Genomic DNA, 15,712 nt, shown 5'->3' with positions numbered 1-15,712 from the left:
GTTGTCGGCCTTCGGCAGGGAATCTCCGCCTCCTGCCTGAGCGGGCAGGGCAATGATGTGGCATGTGGCCAACTGCGAGAACGGCGCAGCCGTCCGGGACTGCTGACGTACCGTTCGTGAGTTCCAGTGCCGGGCCCAGGAGGCCGCGAACCGGTCAGAACCACGGCGTGAAAGGGCCCGTGGTTCTGATCCAGCGGCCCAGCAACCTGACGATCTGCAGCACGGTCAGCGGCCACACAACCGCGAAGCACCAGAGAAGGGCGGCCTCCGACGTGCGGATGCCGACCACCGCGAGCACCACCGAGCACATCAGCATCAGTGCGACCATGAAGGGCAGCCGGAGACCGCCGGACGGGCGGCGCGGCGGCGGCTCCTGGCCCTGCCGCAGCCCCTCCTCGATCTCCGCCAGTGCGACACGTTCGCGCGCTGTGAGACGGACACCGTCAGCGCGGTCCTTTTCGTCCACGGCGACGCACCTCCTGAGGGTTCTTCCACGGCGGCCGGTGGACGCGAGCCTCCGGCGGCGCCGGGGCGGCGGGTCAGGTCACACGAGGGCCGTCCTGCGGTTCCTCGTCCGGTTCGTCCGGCAGGCGCACGTCACCGACGGCCACGTTCACCTCGACGACCTCCAGGCCGGTCATGCGCTCGACGGCGGTGATCACGGCGACGCGCATGTCCGCGATCACGTCCCTGATGGGGTACCCGTACTCGACGACGACGTCGAGATCCACCGCGGTCTGCCGTTCGCCGACCTCGACGCTCACACCGCGGGTCTGACCGGGGCGCCCGGCGGGCACCCGGTCGCGGACGGACCCGAGGGCCCGGGTCATGCCGGTGCCGAGGCCGTGGATGCCGGGCACATCGCGTGCGGACGCCGCCGCGATCTTGGCCACCACGCCGTCGGCGATGGTGGTCCGTCCCTTGCCGCCCGGATCACCGGTGCCGGAGCGCCGGATCTCCTTGGCCCCGCCCGTTTCGTTCCTGGTGGTCGTGGAGCGAGTGGTCAGGTCCGTCATCAGGACCTCCTCGGTCTTCCGTGCGGACACCTCGCGTGACACTCAAGGGGGACGGCCCTTGTCCCTCAGCCATCGTCACACGAATGGCCCAATTCGTGCGATCCGGGGCGAATGGCGCAACGTCCGAACCGGGGGTGTCGTCACAGCGCTCGCACCGCGTGGGCCCGTACATCCGTGTCCACTGGAGACGGGAATCCCCGGCCTCTCGGCCGGGGACGACGTCACTTCTGCCAGCCGACCGTTTCGGGGAGCGGGTTGTAGAAGATGGTCGCGCCGACGTTGGCGAGGCCCTTCTTCACCGCGTACGTCGACGGGCCGCTGAAGAGCGGGAGGAAGGCGTACTGCTGGAGCGCCTTCCGTTCGACCTTGTTGGCGGCCGCGGCCTGCCGGCCCAGGTCGGCGATGCCGGTGGTGGCGCGGATCTCCTCGTCCAGCGCGGGCGAACCCGCGCCCGTGATGTTGGAGGCGCGGTCCGAGCAGTAGAAGTCGCACAGGTAGCGGGCGCCGAACGGGTCCATGGAGCGGTTGCCCGAGAGGAACAGATCGAACTTGCGGTCGCTGAGGATGCCGGCGAACTCCGCCTCGTCGGCCTTCTTGATGACCAGCCGGATGCCGACCGGCTTCAGCATCGCGGCGAAGGCGCCGGCGGTGGCCTTGTCCAGCGGGTCGTCGCCGAGGAGGGTGTAGCCCACTTCGAGCTTCTTGCCGTCCTTGGCCCGGACGCCGTCGCTTCCGGACTTCCAGCCGGCCGCGTCGAGCGCCTTCTTGGCCTCGTCGGGCGCGTACTTCAGTACGGCCGAGACGTTGTCCTCGTAGCCCTTCTGGAAGCTGTACAGCACGGCCGAACCGGGCAGCGGTTCCCTGTAGTCGAGGCCCTGGAACTGGATCTTCGCGATCTGCGAGCGGTCGATGCTCTCCTCCACGGCCTTGCGCACGGCCTTGTCGGCGAGCACGGGAGACTTCGTGTTGAAGTACAGCGAGTACTCGAAGGGGCTTCCGCCGCTGCGGATCTCCGTGCCCTTGAGCCCCTTGACCTGCTTCAGGCTCTCGGCGTCGACGGCCGAGACGTAGTCGAGCTGGCCGTTCTTGAAGGCGTTGACCGCGGCGGTCGATTCCAGGTTCACGTAGACGCGCTGGTCGAGCCTGCCCTTCTTGCCCCACCACTTCGGATTGCGGACGAAGGTGATGTTGCCCGAGTGGGTGTCCCACTTGCCGACGGTGTACGGACCCGCGCCCCACTCCGGGTGAGCCTTCTTGACGTACGCCTTGTTGAAGTTGCCGACTGTGGCGGCCTTGGGATGCAGGAACGTGGTGAACAGGCTCGACCAGGAGGCGTTGACGCCCTTGAACGTGATGACCGCCTGCTTGGCGCTCGTGCCCTTCTCCACCGAGGTGATCCGGTCGTAGCCGTCCGTGGACGAGGCGGCGTACGCCTTGTCCGAACCATTGTCGGCCTTCCACGTGGCCCTGATCGCGGTCCAGTCGATCGGCGTGCCGTCGTTGAAGACGGCCTTGGGGTTGATCGTCAGCGTCACCTTCTGGTTGCCGCCCTCGACGGACACCTTCACGTCGCTGTAGTAGTCCGGGTTGTACCGAACCTCGCCGGTCGGTGTGTAGGTGATCGCGTCGGCGTTGTACCAGGCCCAGACGCGAGCGGCCGTCAGCGTCGCATTGACGTTGAACGGGTTGCCCTGGTCGTCGAAGGTCCCGACCGTGGTGTAGGTGCCGCCGTCCTTGATCTTGTCGTACGGCGTGGGGTTGTAGTCGGCGGCGGCCGACGCGGCGGAGGGGGCACCCTTCGCGTCCGGGTCCGCGGAATCCTTCCCGGAAGAGGACTGGCACGCGGTGGCGGCGACGGACACGGCGGCGATGAGGGCGACGGGCAGGGCCAGTCGTGAGCGCATGGGGGGTGGATCCTTCTGGTCGGTGGTGGAGGCGGACGGGCACCCGCAGGTCGATGCCGGGCACCCGGGTTCGGGAGAGTGCGGGTGGTCCTCGATGGCCCCGGCAGGTACTCAGACGCCGTGGCAGGCGTACAGATGACCGGGCTGCCCGGTCACGGGGGTCGGCACAGGGCGTTCCTGGCGACAGCGACGGCGGACGTCGTCATCGGAGAGGCGGTACAGCGGGCAGCGGTCGACGAAGACACAGCCCGCGGGCAGTCGCGCGGCGCTCGGCTGCTCGCCCTCCAGCACGACACGTTCGCGGGTGCGTTCCCGCAGCGGATCGGGCCTCGGGACGGCCGACAACAGCGCCCGGGTGTACGGGTGCTTCGGGTCGGTGAAGATCGTCTCGGTGTCGCCGGTCTCGACGATGTACCCCAGGTACATCACCGCGATGCGGTCGGAGATGTAGCGGACCACGGCCAGATCGTGGGCGACCACGAGGTAGGCGAGCCCGAGTTCACGCTTGAGCCGTGCCAGCAGGTTGATCACCCCGGCCTGGACCGACACGTCCAGGGCGGACAGCGGTTCGTCGAGGGCCAGGAGCTTGGGCTCGGTCGCCAGGGCCCGCGCGATGCCGACCCGCTGGCGCTGACCGCCGGACAGGGCGGCCGGGAATCGGTCGCTCACAGCGTCGTCCAGACCGACGAGCCCGAGCAGTTCGTGAACACGGGAGCTGATCGACGCGCGGTCCCGTCCGATCGCCCGCAGTGGCTCGGCGAGCAGTTCGAAGACGGGCAGGCGCGGATCAAGAGCCCCCAGCGGATCCTGCATGACGATCTGGACGTCCTGCCTCAACTCCCGTACCAGCGCGCGGGATCCGGCCGCCCCCACCTCGGTGCCGGCGATCTCGATCCGGCCGCCCTCGGGCTGCCTGAGCCGCAGGATCTCCATCAGCGTCGTGGTCTTGCCGCTGCCGGACTCGCCCACCAGGCCCAGGGTCTCCCCGGCACGCAGTTCGAAGCTGACGCCGTTGACGGCGCGCAGTGTGCCGGTCCGGCGCTTGAGGAGCGCTCCCTTGGTGACCGGAAACGTCTTGACGAGCTCCTCGACCCGAAGCACCACCTCGCCGGCCTCGGGACGATCGGAAGCCGCCACTCCGGCGACCGGCACGACATCTCCGCGCGGATCGAGTGATCCGTCGGCGATCTCCGTGGCACGCAGACAGGCCACCTGTCCGTGGCCGCCGACCTGGCTCAATTCGGGTTCGCCGGAGTGGCACGCGTCGAGGGCGACGGCGCACCGGCTCGCGAAGGCGCAGCCGTCCGGCAGGCCCACCAGGGCGGGTGGCTCTCCGCCGATCGGTACGAGCGGCCGGCGGACCCCGCCGTCCACGGTCGGCACCGCGGCGAGCAGTCGCGCGGTGTACGGCATCGTCGGCCGGCGGAAGAGTTCCTCGACGCCCGCCCGTTCCACGAAGCGCCCCGCGTACATGACCGCGACATCGTCCGCGTGCCCGGCCACGACCCCGAGGTCGTGCGTGATGAGGACGAGACCGGCGCCGGTCTCCCGCTGCGCCAGTCGCAGCACGTCGAGGATCTGGGCCTGCACGGTGACGTCGAGTGCGGTGGTGGGCTCGTCGGCCACGAGTACGGACGGTCTGTTGGCGATGGCCAGGGCGATGACCACGCGCTGGCGCATGCCGCCGGAGAACTCGTGAGGAAAGGACGTGGCCCGGTTCCGCGCGTCGGGGATGCCGACGAGATCGAGCAGTTCGGCGGCCTGTTCCCGGGCGGCCCGCTTGGTCAGGTCCTGGTGGACCCGCAGGGCGTCGGAGAGCAGTCTGCCCACGGAGAAGATCGGCGTGAGCGCGGAGAGCGGGTCCTGGAAGATCATGCCGATGGAGTTGCCCCGTACCCGCGAGAGCGCCCGGTCGTCGAGACCGACCAGGTTCTGTCCACCGAGCAGCACCTCACCGCGCAGAGACGCGGAGGGCGGCAGCAGGCCCATGATTCCCGTGGCGGTGGCCGACTTCCCCGAGCCGGACTCGCCGACGATGCAGAGGGTCCGGCCGGGCAGCAGGTCGAAGCTCACGCCGCGTACGGCCTCGACGGTTCCGGCCTCCGAGGGGAAGGAGATCCGCAGGTCCCGTACGGACAGCACGGGCGTGGTCTCGGCGGGAGGTACGGCATCGAGCCGGGGGGTCGCGAGTGTCATCGTCGGCCTCCTGCCGAGCCGGTCACCGACGTGGGGTCGAGGGCGTCGCGCAGCCCGTCGCCGATGAAGGTCATCGACACCGTGAGCAGGACGACGAGACCCGCGGGGAAGGCGAAGAGCCAGGGCGCGCTCGTGACGCTGCTCGCCCCGTCCGCGAGCATCGTGCCGAGGGAGACGTCCGGGGGCTGGACGCCGAACCCGAGGAACGACAGGGCGGTTTCGCTGAGCACGGTCGCGACGACACCGAGGGTGAGGTTGACGATGAGCAGGGAGCCGAGGTTGGGGATGATGTGGCGCAGGACGATGCGCAACGGGCTGACGCCCATGAACTCGGCCGCCGTCACGTAGTCCCGCTCGCGCAGCGAGGTCGAGACGGACCAGATCACCCGCGCGGTGGACATCCAGCCGAACACGGTCAGCACGACGATGAGGACGCGCCAGTCGCCGGCCAGGCGGTGGGAGACCAGGGCCAGGATGAGGAACGAGGGCACGATCAGCAGGAAGTGGATGACGGCGAGAGTCACCTGCTCGACCCGGCCTCCGAAGTACGCGGCACCGGAGCCGATCACCGCCGCGACCACGACGGTCAGAACGGACACGCTCACGGCGATCACCAGCGAACGCTGGAGGCCGTGCACCGCACTGGCGTAGATGTCGTTGCCGCCCTGGTTGGTGCCGAACCAGTGTGCGGCGCCGGGCGGTTGGGTGAGCGCGGTGAAGTCGGCGTCGGTGAAGGCGTAGGAGGTGAACAGACCGCCGACGGCCGCGAACAGCACCAGCAGCACGAAGATCGCCACACCGACGACGGCGAGCCGGTTGCGCAGGAACCGTCGCAGATAGAGCCGGCCGAGGCCGAGGTTCGTCGTCGGGCGCGCGGAGCGAACCGCGTTCCGGACGGGTTCGGTTGCCGTCGCGCCACGGGAGGCGGCGTCGGTCGTCGCATCGGTGGCCATGTCAGCTCACCCTCACGCGAGGGTCGAGGAAGACCGTGGCGATGTCCGCCAGGATCGCGCCGACCGCGGTCAGGGCGGCCGCGAAGGCGGCCGTCGCGACGGTTCCGTGCACGTCGTTCTTGCTGATGGTCTGGATGAAGTAGCGGCCCATGCCGTTCCAGCCGAAGATCGTCTCGGTGATGACGGCACCGGTGAAGATGGCGGGGACGCTGAACGCCACGGAGGCCGCCGTCGGAATGAGCGCGGACCTCAGGGCGTGTCTGCGGACCGCCTGGGCGCGGGTGAGCCCCGTCGCCTGAGCCGTGCGGACGAAGTCGGCGTTGATCGTGTCCAGCAGCAGTGAACGCTGCGTCAGGTGGTAGCCCACGTAACCCATCAGGGTCAGCGTCAGCGTGGGCAGGATCAGGTGCAGGAGGCGGTCGCCGATGGTCGGGAGCAGTCCCTCGACGTCGGGTGAGTTCTCTCCGGCGACGTAGAGGAAGTGCAGTCCGGCGTGCTGGTTCAGCCAGATCGCGACGAAGACCACGGCGAGCGCGGCGACGGATGTCGGAACGTTGAACACCGCGATGGACACGGCCTGCGAGATCCGGTCGGCCCAGCCGTACTGCCGTGCGGCCGTGTACACGCCGAGCGCGACGCCGATCACGACGGACAGAACGGTCGCGATGACGACCAACTCCGCACTGACGAGGGACCGGTAGCCCACCTCATCGTTGACGGAGACTCCGGTGGGCGACCTGCCCCAGTCGAAGTGGAGGGCCACCGAGGTGAACCAGTCCCACCATCGGTGGACGAGCGGTACCCGCGGGTCGAGGTTGTACGGCGCCAAGGCCCGGTCGATCTGCGCTTCGCTGCGGACGGGCCGCAGCTCTTTGAAGTTCGACCGTGGGTCCAGAAACCAACTGGCCAGAAAGTACGTGGCGTTGGTCGCGACCACGATCATCAGGAGCCAGCCGAGCGCCTTGCGCGTCACATGGCGCACCATGTGCGGCACCTCCTCACGACACGAGAGGGGTGTGCCTCGGGCGCGCGAGAGGGACAGGGCAAAGGCATGCGTGGGGGGAACTTTCTGGGGGGAAGAGGGCGCGAAAGAACGAACGAGCGTCAGCTTGGTCCGTACTTTGCGGCGCACACCAGGCTTTTGGCGGTCCTGCCACGAGGCCGACATGTTGCCGTAGCAGACGATCCGGAATACCGGCCAATTCGGATGATCTTGGCGCGGCGCGGCGTGGACGCCCTCCCACCCTCCAGGGTGTGCTCAGTGGACCTCGTCGAGCCTGCCGGTCGTCACGTCGAAGATGAAGCCCCGGATGCGGTCCTTGTGCACGATGAAGGGGTCCGCCTTGATGCGCGAGATCGACTGGCGGACGTCCGTGGCCAGATCCCCGAAGGCTTCCGCCGCCCAGGGCGGACGGATACCGGTGTCCTGCTGGACCTTGTCCTTGAAGCCGTCGTCGGTGAAGGTCAGCATGCCGCAGTCGGTGTGGTGGATGAGGATGATCTCCTCGGTGCCCAGCAGGCGTTGGCTGATGGCCAGCGAGCGGAGTTCGTCCTGGGTGACCACACCGCCCGCGTTGCGGACGACGTGTGCCTCCCCGTCATTGAGGCCGAGGATCGCGTAGACGTTCAGCCGGGCGTCCATGCAGGCCAGGACGGCGAGCTGCCTGGAGGGCGGCAGGGGGAGCGGACCGGAGAAGGTCTCGGCGTAGCGGGCGTTGTTGAGCAGGAGCTGATCGGTCGCGGACATGGCGGACCTCGGTTCTCGTGCGCTGCGGATCGAGCGGGGAAGGCGGACCACGGTGGGGAAGGGGGGCCACGGCGCCGGAGCGCCGGGACGCGGTGGCGTGCTCACACGTCCCGGCGACAGAACCCGTCGAAGAGATCGACACGACGCGAGGGCCAGAAGCCCGTCAGCGTGACGAAGAAGGCCGTCATCACACCAGTGAACCCGTTGGCACCCGAGGCGGCAATGCAAAGCGTGTTCGGCCGGCCCTGGAGGCCGACGGGGCCGGCCGTCGCCGGCCGCTCACCGGAGACGCGTGCCGGCACGCCCCTCCCAGGTCAGGGAGCGCGCCCCGCTCTCCCGGCCCCGACGCGGAGGTCGTCGTCACACCGCTCGCGTCGCGTAGGCCCGTACGTCCGCGTCCGAGTCCGTCGTCGCCGTGGCCAGGGCCGCGAGGGCGTCCTCGGTGGCGCGGTGGCGGGTCAGCGCGAGTACGGCGGCCTTGCGTACGTCGGCGTTCGGGTCGGCGAGAGCCTTGGCGAGGGCGGGGACGGCCGTGCCGGGGTCCGCGGCCGACAGGGCGGTGGCGGAACCGGCCCGGACCTGCCAGGCCGTGTCGGACAGGGCGGCCACGGCCAGGGCGTCCAGCGGTGGCGGGCAGCCGGTGCCGGCCAGCGCAGCGTAGGCGGCCGCGCGTACCAGGGCGTCCGGATCGGCGACGAGCTCGGCCAGCACAGAGCGGGCCCGGACCGGCCCGGATCCCGCCGCCGTCGTGTCGCCGAGCCGCCCGGTGACAGCGGTGCCCAGCGTCCTGGCGATCGTGACGCGGACCTCGCGGGACGGGTCCCCGGCCGCACGGGCGACCTCTTCGGTGGCATCGACCGACACGAGTGCCCGGACGGCCTCGATGCGGACGGCGATGCTGGAGTCGGACAGAGACCCCTTGAAGAGTTCGGCGTCGCCGAGGCGAAGGGCGCGCAGGACGTCGAGTGCCGCGGCGCGTACGACGGGGTCGTCCGCGGAGAGGGCGAAGGCGAGCCCCTCGCGCAGGGCCTCTTCGGGAGGCAGCGTCTCGACGAGTTCGCGCAGTGATCCCGCCGCGGCCTCGCGCACGCCCGCGTCGGCGTCGACGAGCGCGGCGGCGAGGGCCGGTCCGGTGCCGGGCGGCACGGTCTCCGTCAGAACGGTGACGGCGGTCCTGCGGACGACGGGGTCGGAGTCGGTCAAGTAGGGCGCGATGACGGCGAGTTCGGGTTGCTCCTCCGCGAGCGAGAGGAGCTGGAGCAGGCGGGGCGTGGCAGGTGCCCCGGTGGTGGCACCGTGGGGGAGGGCCGTGCCCGTCGGCGTGGTCTCGGTCCCCATCGCCACCGGCGCCGCTTCCCGGGTCCCGGCCGTCGCCACCTGCTCCGGGTGGACCTCACCGAGGTGACGGGAAGGACCGCCGACCGGACGGAAACCGTCGACCGGTACCGCGTACGGGGCCACCGGTCGGGCTGTGAACTCCATCTTCCCGGAAAGGGACTTGTACAGATCCAGATGGTGGAACCAGGACGCGTCGTCGCGCCGAGGGTGGTCGAGACGGTCGTGGTAGAGACCCCAGCGGGACTCCGTACGCGCCAGGGACGCCCGCGCCGCCATTTCCGCGCAGTCACGGATGAAGGTGACCTCGGCGCAGCGCATCAGCTCGTGCGGGGTGCGGGCGCCCATCGCGGCGATGTCTGCCCGCATCCGCTCGAACGCCTCCAGGGCGAGGGACAGCCGGGCGCCCGACTTCGGCGGGGCCACGTAGTCGTTCACGAAGCGGCGCAGTTTGTACTCCACCTGGGTCTGCGGGGGACCGTCCGGATTGCGCAGCGGGCGGTAGACCAGTTCGTGGGCCTCGCGCAGCTGCCCGGACGGCAACTCACCCTCGTACGCCGTGTACTGGGCGGCGTCCGCGCCCGCCAGGTCGCCGAATACGAACGCGCCGATCATGTAGTTGTGCGGTACGCAGGCCAGATCGCCGGCGGCGTACAGGCGCGGGACGGTCGTACGGGCGTGGTCGTCCACCCGTACCCCCGAGGCCGAATGGCCGCCGCACAGACCGATTTCGGAGATGTGCATCTCCACGTCGTGCGTACGGTAGTCGTGACCGCGGCCGGAGTGGAACGTGCCCCGCGTCGGGCGCTCGGTCGAGTGCAGGATGGTCTCCAGGGCCGCGACCGACTCCTCCGGGAGATGGCTCAGTTTCAGGTACACCGGGCCGCGGTCGGACGCCACCTCGGCGGCGAACTCGGCCATCATCTGCCCGGACCAGTAGTCGGAGTCGACGAATCGCTCTCCGTGCCGGTTGACCTGGTAGCCGCCGAAGGGATTGGCCACATAGGCGCAGGCCGGACCGTTGTAGTCCTTGATCAGCGGGTTGATCTGGAAGCATTCGATACCGGTGAGTTCGGCACCCGCGTGATACGCCATGGCGTAGCCGTCGCCCGCGTTGGTCGGGTTCTCGTACGTCCCGTACAGATACCCGGAGGCGGGCAGACCGAGTCGGCCACAGGCGCCGGTGGCCAGGATCACTGCGCCCGCGCGGACGGTGACGAACCGCCCCGTACGGGTGTTGAACCCGGCCGCGCCCACGGCCCTCCCGCCCGCTGTCAACACGCGCACCGGCATCACCCGGTTCTCGATACGGATCCGCTCCCGCATCTCCCGCCGCCGCAACTGCCGGTACAGGACCTTCTTGACGTCCTTGCCCTCCGGCATCGGCAGTACATAGGAGCCGGAGCGGTGCACCTGGCGGACCGCGTACTCGCCGTGTTCGTCCTTCTCGAACTTCACCCCGTACGACTCCAGGCGCTGCACCATCGCGAAGCCGCGGGTGGCGGTCTGACGGACGGTGGACTGGTCGACGATGCCGTCGTTGGCGCGGGTGATCTCGGCGACGTAGTCGTCGGGCTCCGCGCGCCCCGGGACGACCGCGTTGTTCACGCCGTCCATGCCCATCGCGAGCGCGCCGGAATGACGGACGTGGGCCTTCTCCAACAGGAGGACGTCCGCGCCGTGTTCGGCGGCCGTCAGCGCCGCCATGGTGCCGGCGGTGCCGCCCCCGATGACGAGGACGTCGCAGCTCAGCTCCTCGGCGTCGCCGAGGGCGGGGATCTCCAGGGGGGTGTTCACGGAGGTGGTCACCGAAGGGCCTTTCAGGTACCGAGCGAGGAGAGGACTTCGCGTCGCAGCGCCACGCGCGCCGGATCGTCGTGCGCGGCGCGGTCGCGGGGGCGCGGCACGTCGTGCAGCGCGGCGAGCCGGCCGGAGCCGAGCAGTGCCACCCGGTCGCCGAGGAACAGCGCCTCGTCGACGTCGTGGGTCACGAACACGACGGTCGCGCCCGTCCCCCGCAACACCTCCACCAGCAGATCCTGCATGCCTGCGCGGGTCTGGGCGTCGAGGGCGCCGAAGGGTTCGTCCATGAGGACGGCGCGCGGCGCCGGCGCCAGGGCACGGGCCAGTTGCGCGCGCTGGCGCTGGCCGCCGGATACACGGTGGGGCAACTGCCCGGACTGCTCGGCGAGTCCGACCCGGGTGAGCCAGGACTCGGCCTGGGCGCGGCGTTCGGCACGCGGCAATCCCTGGATGGCAAGGGGCAGTTCGACGTTCGCGCGCAGGGTCCGCCAGGGCAGCAGGGCGTCCTCCTGGAAGATCAGGGCGCGGTCGGCGGAGGGGCCCGTCAACCGGTGCCCGTCCTGGGTGACCTCTCCGGTGAGGGGAGACAGCAGTCCGGAGAGTGTGCGCAGCAGCGTCGACTTGCCGCAGCCGGAGGGGCCGACGACGGTGAGGATCCCGCCGGGGTCGACGCCGAGGTCCACCCCGCGCAGCACGGGTGCGCCCGGGCGGCCGAGGGCGGCGTCCCGCAGGGCGAGGGCCGCCCCGGTGCGCGACGGGGAACGGAGGTCAGACGAGCTGGTCATGGGGCACGTCCCTCTCGGTCCTGGGTACAGTGCGTACGGGGACGGCGGTGCCGCGCGCCTGCCGCGGCACCCGCGCGCCGGGCACGTACGACGTACGCGGCAGCCAGCGGGTCAGGCGACGGCCCAGGACCTCCACGGCCGTCGACGTGATCCAGCCGAGGACACCGATCGTGACCATCCCCACGAACACGCCGGGATAGTTGACGATCGTGTAGTCCTGCCAGGTGCGATAGCCGACGCCGTACTGGCCGGAGATCATCTCGGCGGAGATGACACAGATCCACGAGACGCCGAGGCCGACCGACAGGCCGCCGAAGACGCCGGGCAGCGCGCCCGGCAGGACGACCGAGCCGAGGACGCGCAGGCGTCCGGCGCCCATGGTGCGCACCGCCTCCTCCCACACCGGGGTCAGCGCGCGCACGGCGTGCCGGGTCGACACGAGTACCGGGAAGAAGGCGGCGGTGAAGGTGATGAAGACGATGCCCTGCTCGTTGGAGGGGAACAGGAGGATCGCCACGGGGACCAGGGCGATGGCCGGGATGGGCCGGACGACTTCGAGCAGCGGGCCGAGCAGGTCCTCGGCGAGGCGGGAGCGGGCCACGAGCACGCCCGTGGCCACGCCCAGGACGGCGGCGAGCAGGAAGCCGGTGAGGATGCGGGTGAGGCTGTCGGTGAGGTCCGTCCAGTAGTCCGGGCCGGACAGACGGTCGGCGAAGGCGCGCGCCACGTCGGCGACCGTGGGGAACTGCGAGAAGCGCAGCCACAGGTCGACGTCGAGGCCGGTCAGCAACTGCCAGATGCCGAGGGCGCCCGCCAGTGAGCCGAGCCGCAGGGCGAACCGGCCCGCCCGGCGCGGATATCGGGGCGTGAGGCGGGCGGCGGCTTGTCGTGCTTTCCGAGGCGTGGCTCGGTCCGTCTGGCGCGCGTCCCGGCTCATGACGCCCGCCGCAGTGCGTCGGCGTACGTGATGGCGTGGGCGCCGCTGTGCCCGGCGACGTACGCCTTCGCGGTCGCCGGAGCGACGAAGGGGAGCAGCCGGCCGCCGTCGGTCACCCAGACCGCCTTGTCGGCGAACCACAGGGTGCCGGTGGTGGCGTCCGGCACGTAGGCGGCGCGGATCGCGCCCTTGTGCTCGGCGACATAACTCAGCAGTTGTGCCGGGGACTTGAAGGTACGGGTCTGCTGGGCGCCCTTGGGCCACACCTCGCCGGCGGCCGCCGGCGGCCTGGTGGCCAGGTGCTGGGCATAGGTGGCTGCGAGAGCCTTCCTGACGTACTTGTCGTCGACGAAGGCGTCGACGTCCACGTCGCCGGTGAGTTTCGCGGCCTTGAGGATCGTCACGTCCTGCTTCAGGGCGGAGATGAGGCGCGGTTTGATCGCCGGGTCGAAGGTGGAGATGCCGTGGGCGCCGTTGTAGAGGTAGACGACCTCGGCGGGGAGGCCGGTGGCCTCGGCGACCTTCTCGGCGGCGGAGACGGGGTGGGCGCCGAGATAGTCCGTGGCCTCCGCCTGGGCCCTGAGGAAGGCTTCCAGGACGGCGGGCCGCTTCTGGGCGAAGTCCTCGCGGGCGGTGACACCGTGGAAGGTCGGAAGGTTGAGCTCGGCCCCGTCGTACAAGGCCTTCGCCTTGCCCTGGTAGGTGAGCAGGCCCGGCCAGGCCACGAACTGGGACAGTGCGTCGGCGCTGCCCGCGGAGAGGGCGGAAGCCCCCACGGCGGGTTGCTGGTTGAGCTTCTGGATGCCCTTGTCGGGATCGATGCCGGCGCGTTGAAGGGCCCGTATGAGTGTGCCGTCGGCGGCCGAGCCGATGCTCGTCGAGACCTTCCTGCCCTTGAGGCCCGCGAGCGAGCCGATCGTGGAGTCGCGAGCGGTGACGATGGTGTTGAGGCCGCCGCGGAGGTTGTAGCCGGTGACCGATACGAGGCGTGTGGGGCGGTTGAGTTGCTTGCCCCGGGCCGCGTTGATGAGGAGGGGGAAGTCGCCCATCGAGCCGATGTCGATCTTGCCCGCGGTCATCTGGGCGGTGATCGGGGCGCCGGTGGCGTAGTCCTGCCAGTCGACCTTGTAGGTGTGGCCGTCATGGAGGGCGTCGAGTTCCTTCTCGAATGCGCCGAGCGAGCGCAGCAGGGTGCCTGCCGTGACGGTGTTGATGGTCTTGGACTGGTAGCCGACCGTGACGGTGACGGTCGAGCCGTCACCTCCCGCCGCGGCGGTGCCGCCGCACGCCGTGAGGGGGAGGAGTAGGAGCGAGGCGGCGGCAACTGCTGTGCGTTTCATGGGCGTTGGAGACCTTTCGAGACCTGTCATCGGAGCAGGTAGGGCATGTTGACCGTGACGGCTCCGGTGGGGCAGCGGGCCGCGCACGGACCGCAGTACCAGCACTCGTCGACGTGCATGTACGCCTTGCCGTTGCTCTCGTCGATGGCGAGGGAGTCCAGGGGGCACATGTCCACACAGAGCGTGCAGCCGTCGATGCACTTCGACTGGTCGATGGTCACGGGCACGTCGGCCCGCTGGGGTGCCAAGGGCATGGGTGTCTCCGGAGAGGTCGTGCGGAGGAAGGTGGTTGTGTCACTGAGAGCGGTGCAGGAGGCCGCTCATGGTGATGCGGTCGCCGCGGAACCGGATGAACTCCAGATCGACCGGACGGCCGTCGGCGAGGTGCGTGAGCCGTTCCAGCATGAGGACGGCCGTGCCGCGCGGGGCTTCGAGCACGGCGGCGGAGTGCGCGTCCGCGGTGACCGCCTCCAGGGTGATCTCGGCGTGACCCAGGGGCCGGCCGGTGATGGTTTCCAGGAGGCGGAAGACGTCGGTGTTCTCCAGATCGGCGCCGAGCAGGGCGGTGCCGATGTCGAGGGGGATGTAGGTGAGGTCGAGGGAGAGCGGGAGGCCGGCCAGGCGCCGCACGCGTTCGATGTACAGGACGTCGGTGCCGGGCGGGACCTGGAGGCGTTCGGCGACCGGGGCCGGTGCCGGGGCGGGGCCCGCCGTACGGACCTCGTTGGTGACCCGGCCGTGCTCATGGAGGGTTTCGGCGAGGCCCATCAGGCGGTCGAGGCCGTGCGGGTACTTCCGGGCGACGACCACGGTGCCGACGCCCGGCTGGCGTTCGACGAGGCCTTCGGCGCGCAGCAGGTCGAGGGCCTGGCGGACGGTGTTGCGGGAGGCGCGGTAGTCGCCGGCGAGGATCGACTCGTGAGGCAACGTGTCCGTGGGGAAGCCGCCGGTGAGGAGCTGGTGGCGGAGCAGATCGGCGAGCTGCCGGGCCCGGTCGGCGCGCAGCCGTCGCCGCGCGCGGTGGGCGGCGACGGTGGTCGCGCCCTGGCCGGCGTGGTCTCGGACGCGGTCGGTGGGAGGCACGGATCGAACCCTACCGATCCGCTGGGGAAAGCCGTGTTGCCGGAATGTTGCGCCACTTGAGGAAAGACCGGATGTGCGGCTGACCTGGGGCTATCGGCGTGCGGGGGCCAGATGTGCCAGTGTCAGGGGTTGGTCCAGGCTGCCGGGGCCTCGGTCAGCGCGCAGACTTCGGCGGGCAGTTGGGCTGACGCGACGTCGGCGAGCGAGACGCCTTCCAGGATCTCGCGCACGTTGGACCTCAGCGCGATCCACAGAGGGAGCAGCGACTGGGCCGGACCGGTGTAGGAGAGGTCAGGGGGGCGGACTCCGCGCACCGAGACGAGGGGTCCGTCAACGGCGCGAATGACGTCGGCGATGGTGATTTCCCCGGCGGGCCTGGCCAGGCGGTAGCCGCCGTTGCCGCCGCGCTGACTCAGCACGAGACCACTGCGGCGCATGTCGTTCAGGATGCCTTCGAGGAACTTGTGCGGAATGTCCTGCGCCTCGGCGATCGCCTCGGCCTTCACCGGCCCCTCGTCCCGCGACGCGGCGAGTTGCAGCGCGGCCCGTACCGCGTAGTCCGCCCTGGCTGAAATCCGCATGTGCGCATTATCCCGTACGGCTCGGTTCGGTT

At 70.3% G+C, this 15,712-nt stretch carries 15 protein-coding genes; all 15 read right to left on the bottom strand.

Annotated elements, in window-relative coordinates; all coding sequences use genetic code 11:
* Nucleotides 1-154 precede the first annotated feature (154 nt).
* On the bottom strand, nt 155-466 hold the full coding sequence (locus ACFXGX_RS05575) for a DUF3040 domain-containing protein (protein ID WP_384784969.1): 312 nt from the start codon (nt 464-466) through the stop codon (nt 155-157).
* A 73-nt stretch (nt 467-539) separates the two neighbouring features.
* A complete protein-coding gene (locus ACFXGX_RS05570; protein WP_384784966.1) occupies nt 540-1,016 on the bottom strand; it encodes an Asp23/Gls24 family envelope stress response protein in 477 nt (158 codons plus the stop codon).
* Between the two features lie 221 nt (nt 1,017-1,237).
* Nucleotides 1,238-2,920: an ABC transporter family substrate-binding protein gene (locus tag ACFXGX_RS05565; protein WP_384784963.1), complete on the bottom strand. Its 1,683-nt coding sequence runs from the start codon at nt 2,918-2,920 to the stop codon at nt 1,238-1,240.
* A 111-nt stretch (nt 2,921-3,031) separates the two neighbouring features.
* Nucleotides 3,032-5,116 (bottom strand): dipeptide ABC transporter ATP-binding protein, encoded by a 2,085-nt coding sequence (locus ACFXGX_RS05560; protein ID WP_384784960.1) that lies wholly within the window; start codon nt 5,114-5,116, stop codon nt 3,032-3,034.
* Nucleotides 5,113-6,069, bottom strand: a complete 957-nt coding sequence (locus ACFXGX_RS05555) for an ABC transporter permease (protein ID WP_384784957.1) — start codon at nt 6,067-6,069, stop codon at nt 5,113-5,115. The genes ACFXGX_RS05560 and ACFXGX_RS05555 overlap by 4 nt, the downstream gene beginning before the upstream one ends.
* A 1-nt stretch (nt 6,070) precedes the next feature.
* Nucleotides 6,071-7,054: an ABC transporter permease gene (locus ACFXGX_RS05550; RefSeq protein ID WP_384784954.1), complete on the bottom strand. Its 984-nt coding sequence runs from the start codon at nt 7,052-7,054 to the stop codon at nt 6,071-6,073.
* Between the two features lie 273 nt (nt 7,055-7,327).
* Nucleotides 7,328-7,816 carry a beta-class carbonic anhydrase gene (locus tag ACFXGX_RS05545; protein WP_384784951.1) on the bottom strand — a complete coding sequence of 163 codons (489 nt, stop codon included), beginning with the start codon at nt 7,814-7,816 and terminating at the stop codon, nt 7,328-7,330.
* A gap of 101 nt (nt 7,817-7,917) precedes the next feature.
* Nucleotides 7,918-8,118 carry a hypothetical protein gene (locus ACFXGX_RS05540; protein WP_384784948.1) on the bottom strand — a complete coding sequence of 67 codons (201 nt, stop codon included), beginning with the start codon at nt 8,116-8,118 and terminating at the stop codon, nt 7,918-7,920.
* 58 nt (nt 8,119-8,176) lie between these two features.
* Nucleotides 8,177-10,960, bottom strand: coding sequence for a fumarate reductase/succinate dehydrogenase flavoprotein subunit (locus ACFXGX_RS05535; RefSeq protein WP_384784945.1), 2,784 nt, complete (start codon nt 10,958-10,960; stop codon nt 8,177-8,179).
* A gap of 11 nt (nt 10,961-10,971) precedes the next feature.
* The gene (locus ACFXGX_RS05530) at nt 10,972-11,739 is read right to left on the bottom strand and encodes an ABC transporter ATP-binding protein (RefSeq protein ID WP_384784942.1); all 768 of its coding nucleotides are present in this window, start codon (nt 11,737-11,739) and stop codon (nt 10,972-10,974) included.
* The gene (locus tag ACFXGX_RS05525; protein ID WP_384784939.1) at nt 11,723-12,676 is read right to left on the bottom strand and encodes an ABC transporter permease; all 954 of its coding nucleotides are present in this window, start codon (nt 12,674-12,676) and stop codon (nt 11,723-11,725) included. The genes ACFXGX_RS05530 and ACFXGX_RS05525 overlap by 17 nt, the downstream gene beginning before the upstream one ends.
* Nucleotides 12,673-14,016 carry an ABC transporter substrate-binding protein gene (locus tag ACFXGX_RS05520; protein ID WP_384784936.1) on the bottom strand — a complete coding sequence of 448 codons (1,344 nt, stop codon included), beginning with the start codon at nt 14,014-14,016 and terminating at the stop codon, nt 12,673-12,675. The genes ACFXGX_RS05525 and ACFXGX_RS05520 overlap by 4 nt, the downstream gene beginning before the upstream one ends.
* 26 nt (nt 14,017-14,042) lie before the next feature.
* Nucleotides 14,043-14,270: a ferredoxin family protein gene (locus ACFXGX_RS05515; RefSeq protein ID WP_351693958.1), complete on the bottom strand. Its 228-nt coding sequence runs from the start codon at nt 14,268-14,270 to the stop codon at nt 14,043-14,045.
* 40 nt (nt 14,271-14,310) lie between these two features.
* Nucleotides 14,311-15,099, bottom strand: coding sequence for a GntR family transcriptional regulator (locus ACFXGX_RS05510; RefSeq protein WP_384784932.1), 789 nt, complete (start codon nt 15,097-15,099; stop codon nt 14,311-14,313).
* 122 nt (nt 15,100-15,221) lie between these two features.
* On the bottom strand, nt 15,222-15,680 hold the full coding sequence (locus ACFXGX_RS05505; protein ID WP_384784929.1) for an RrF2 family transcriptional regulator: 459 nt from the start codon (nt 15,678-15,680) through the stop codon (nt 15,222-15,224).
* Nucleotides 15,681-15,712: the final 32 nt, after the last annotated feature.

It is taken from the genome of Streptomyces sp. NPDC059371 (assembly GCF_042751995.1).
Taxonomy (GTDB): Bacteria; Actinomycetota; Actinomycetes; order Streptomycetales; family Streptomycetaceae; genus Streptomyces.
This window is presented reverse-complemented; position numbering and strand designations above follow the sequence as displayed.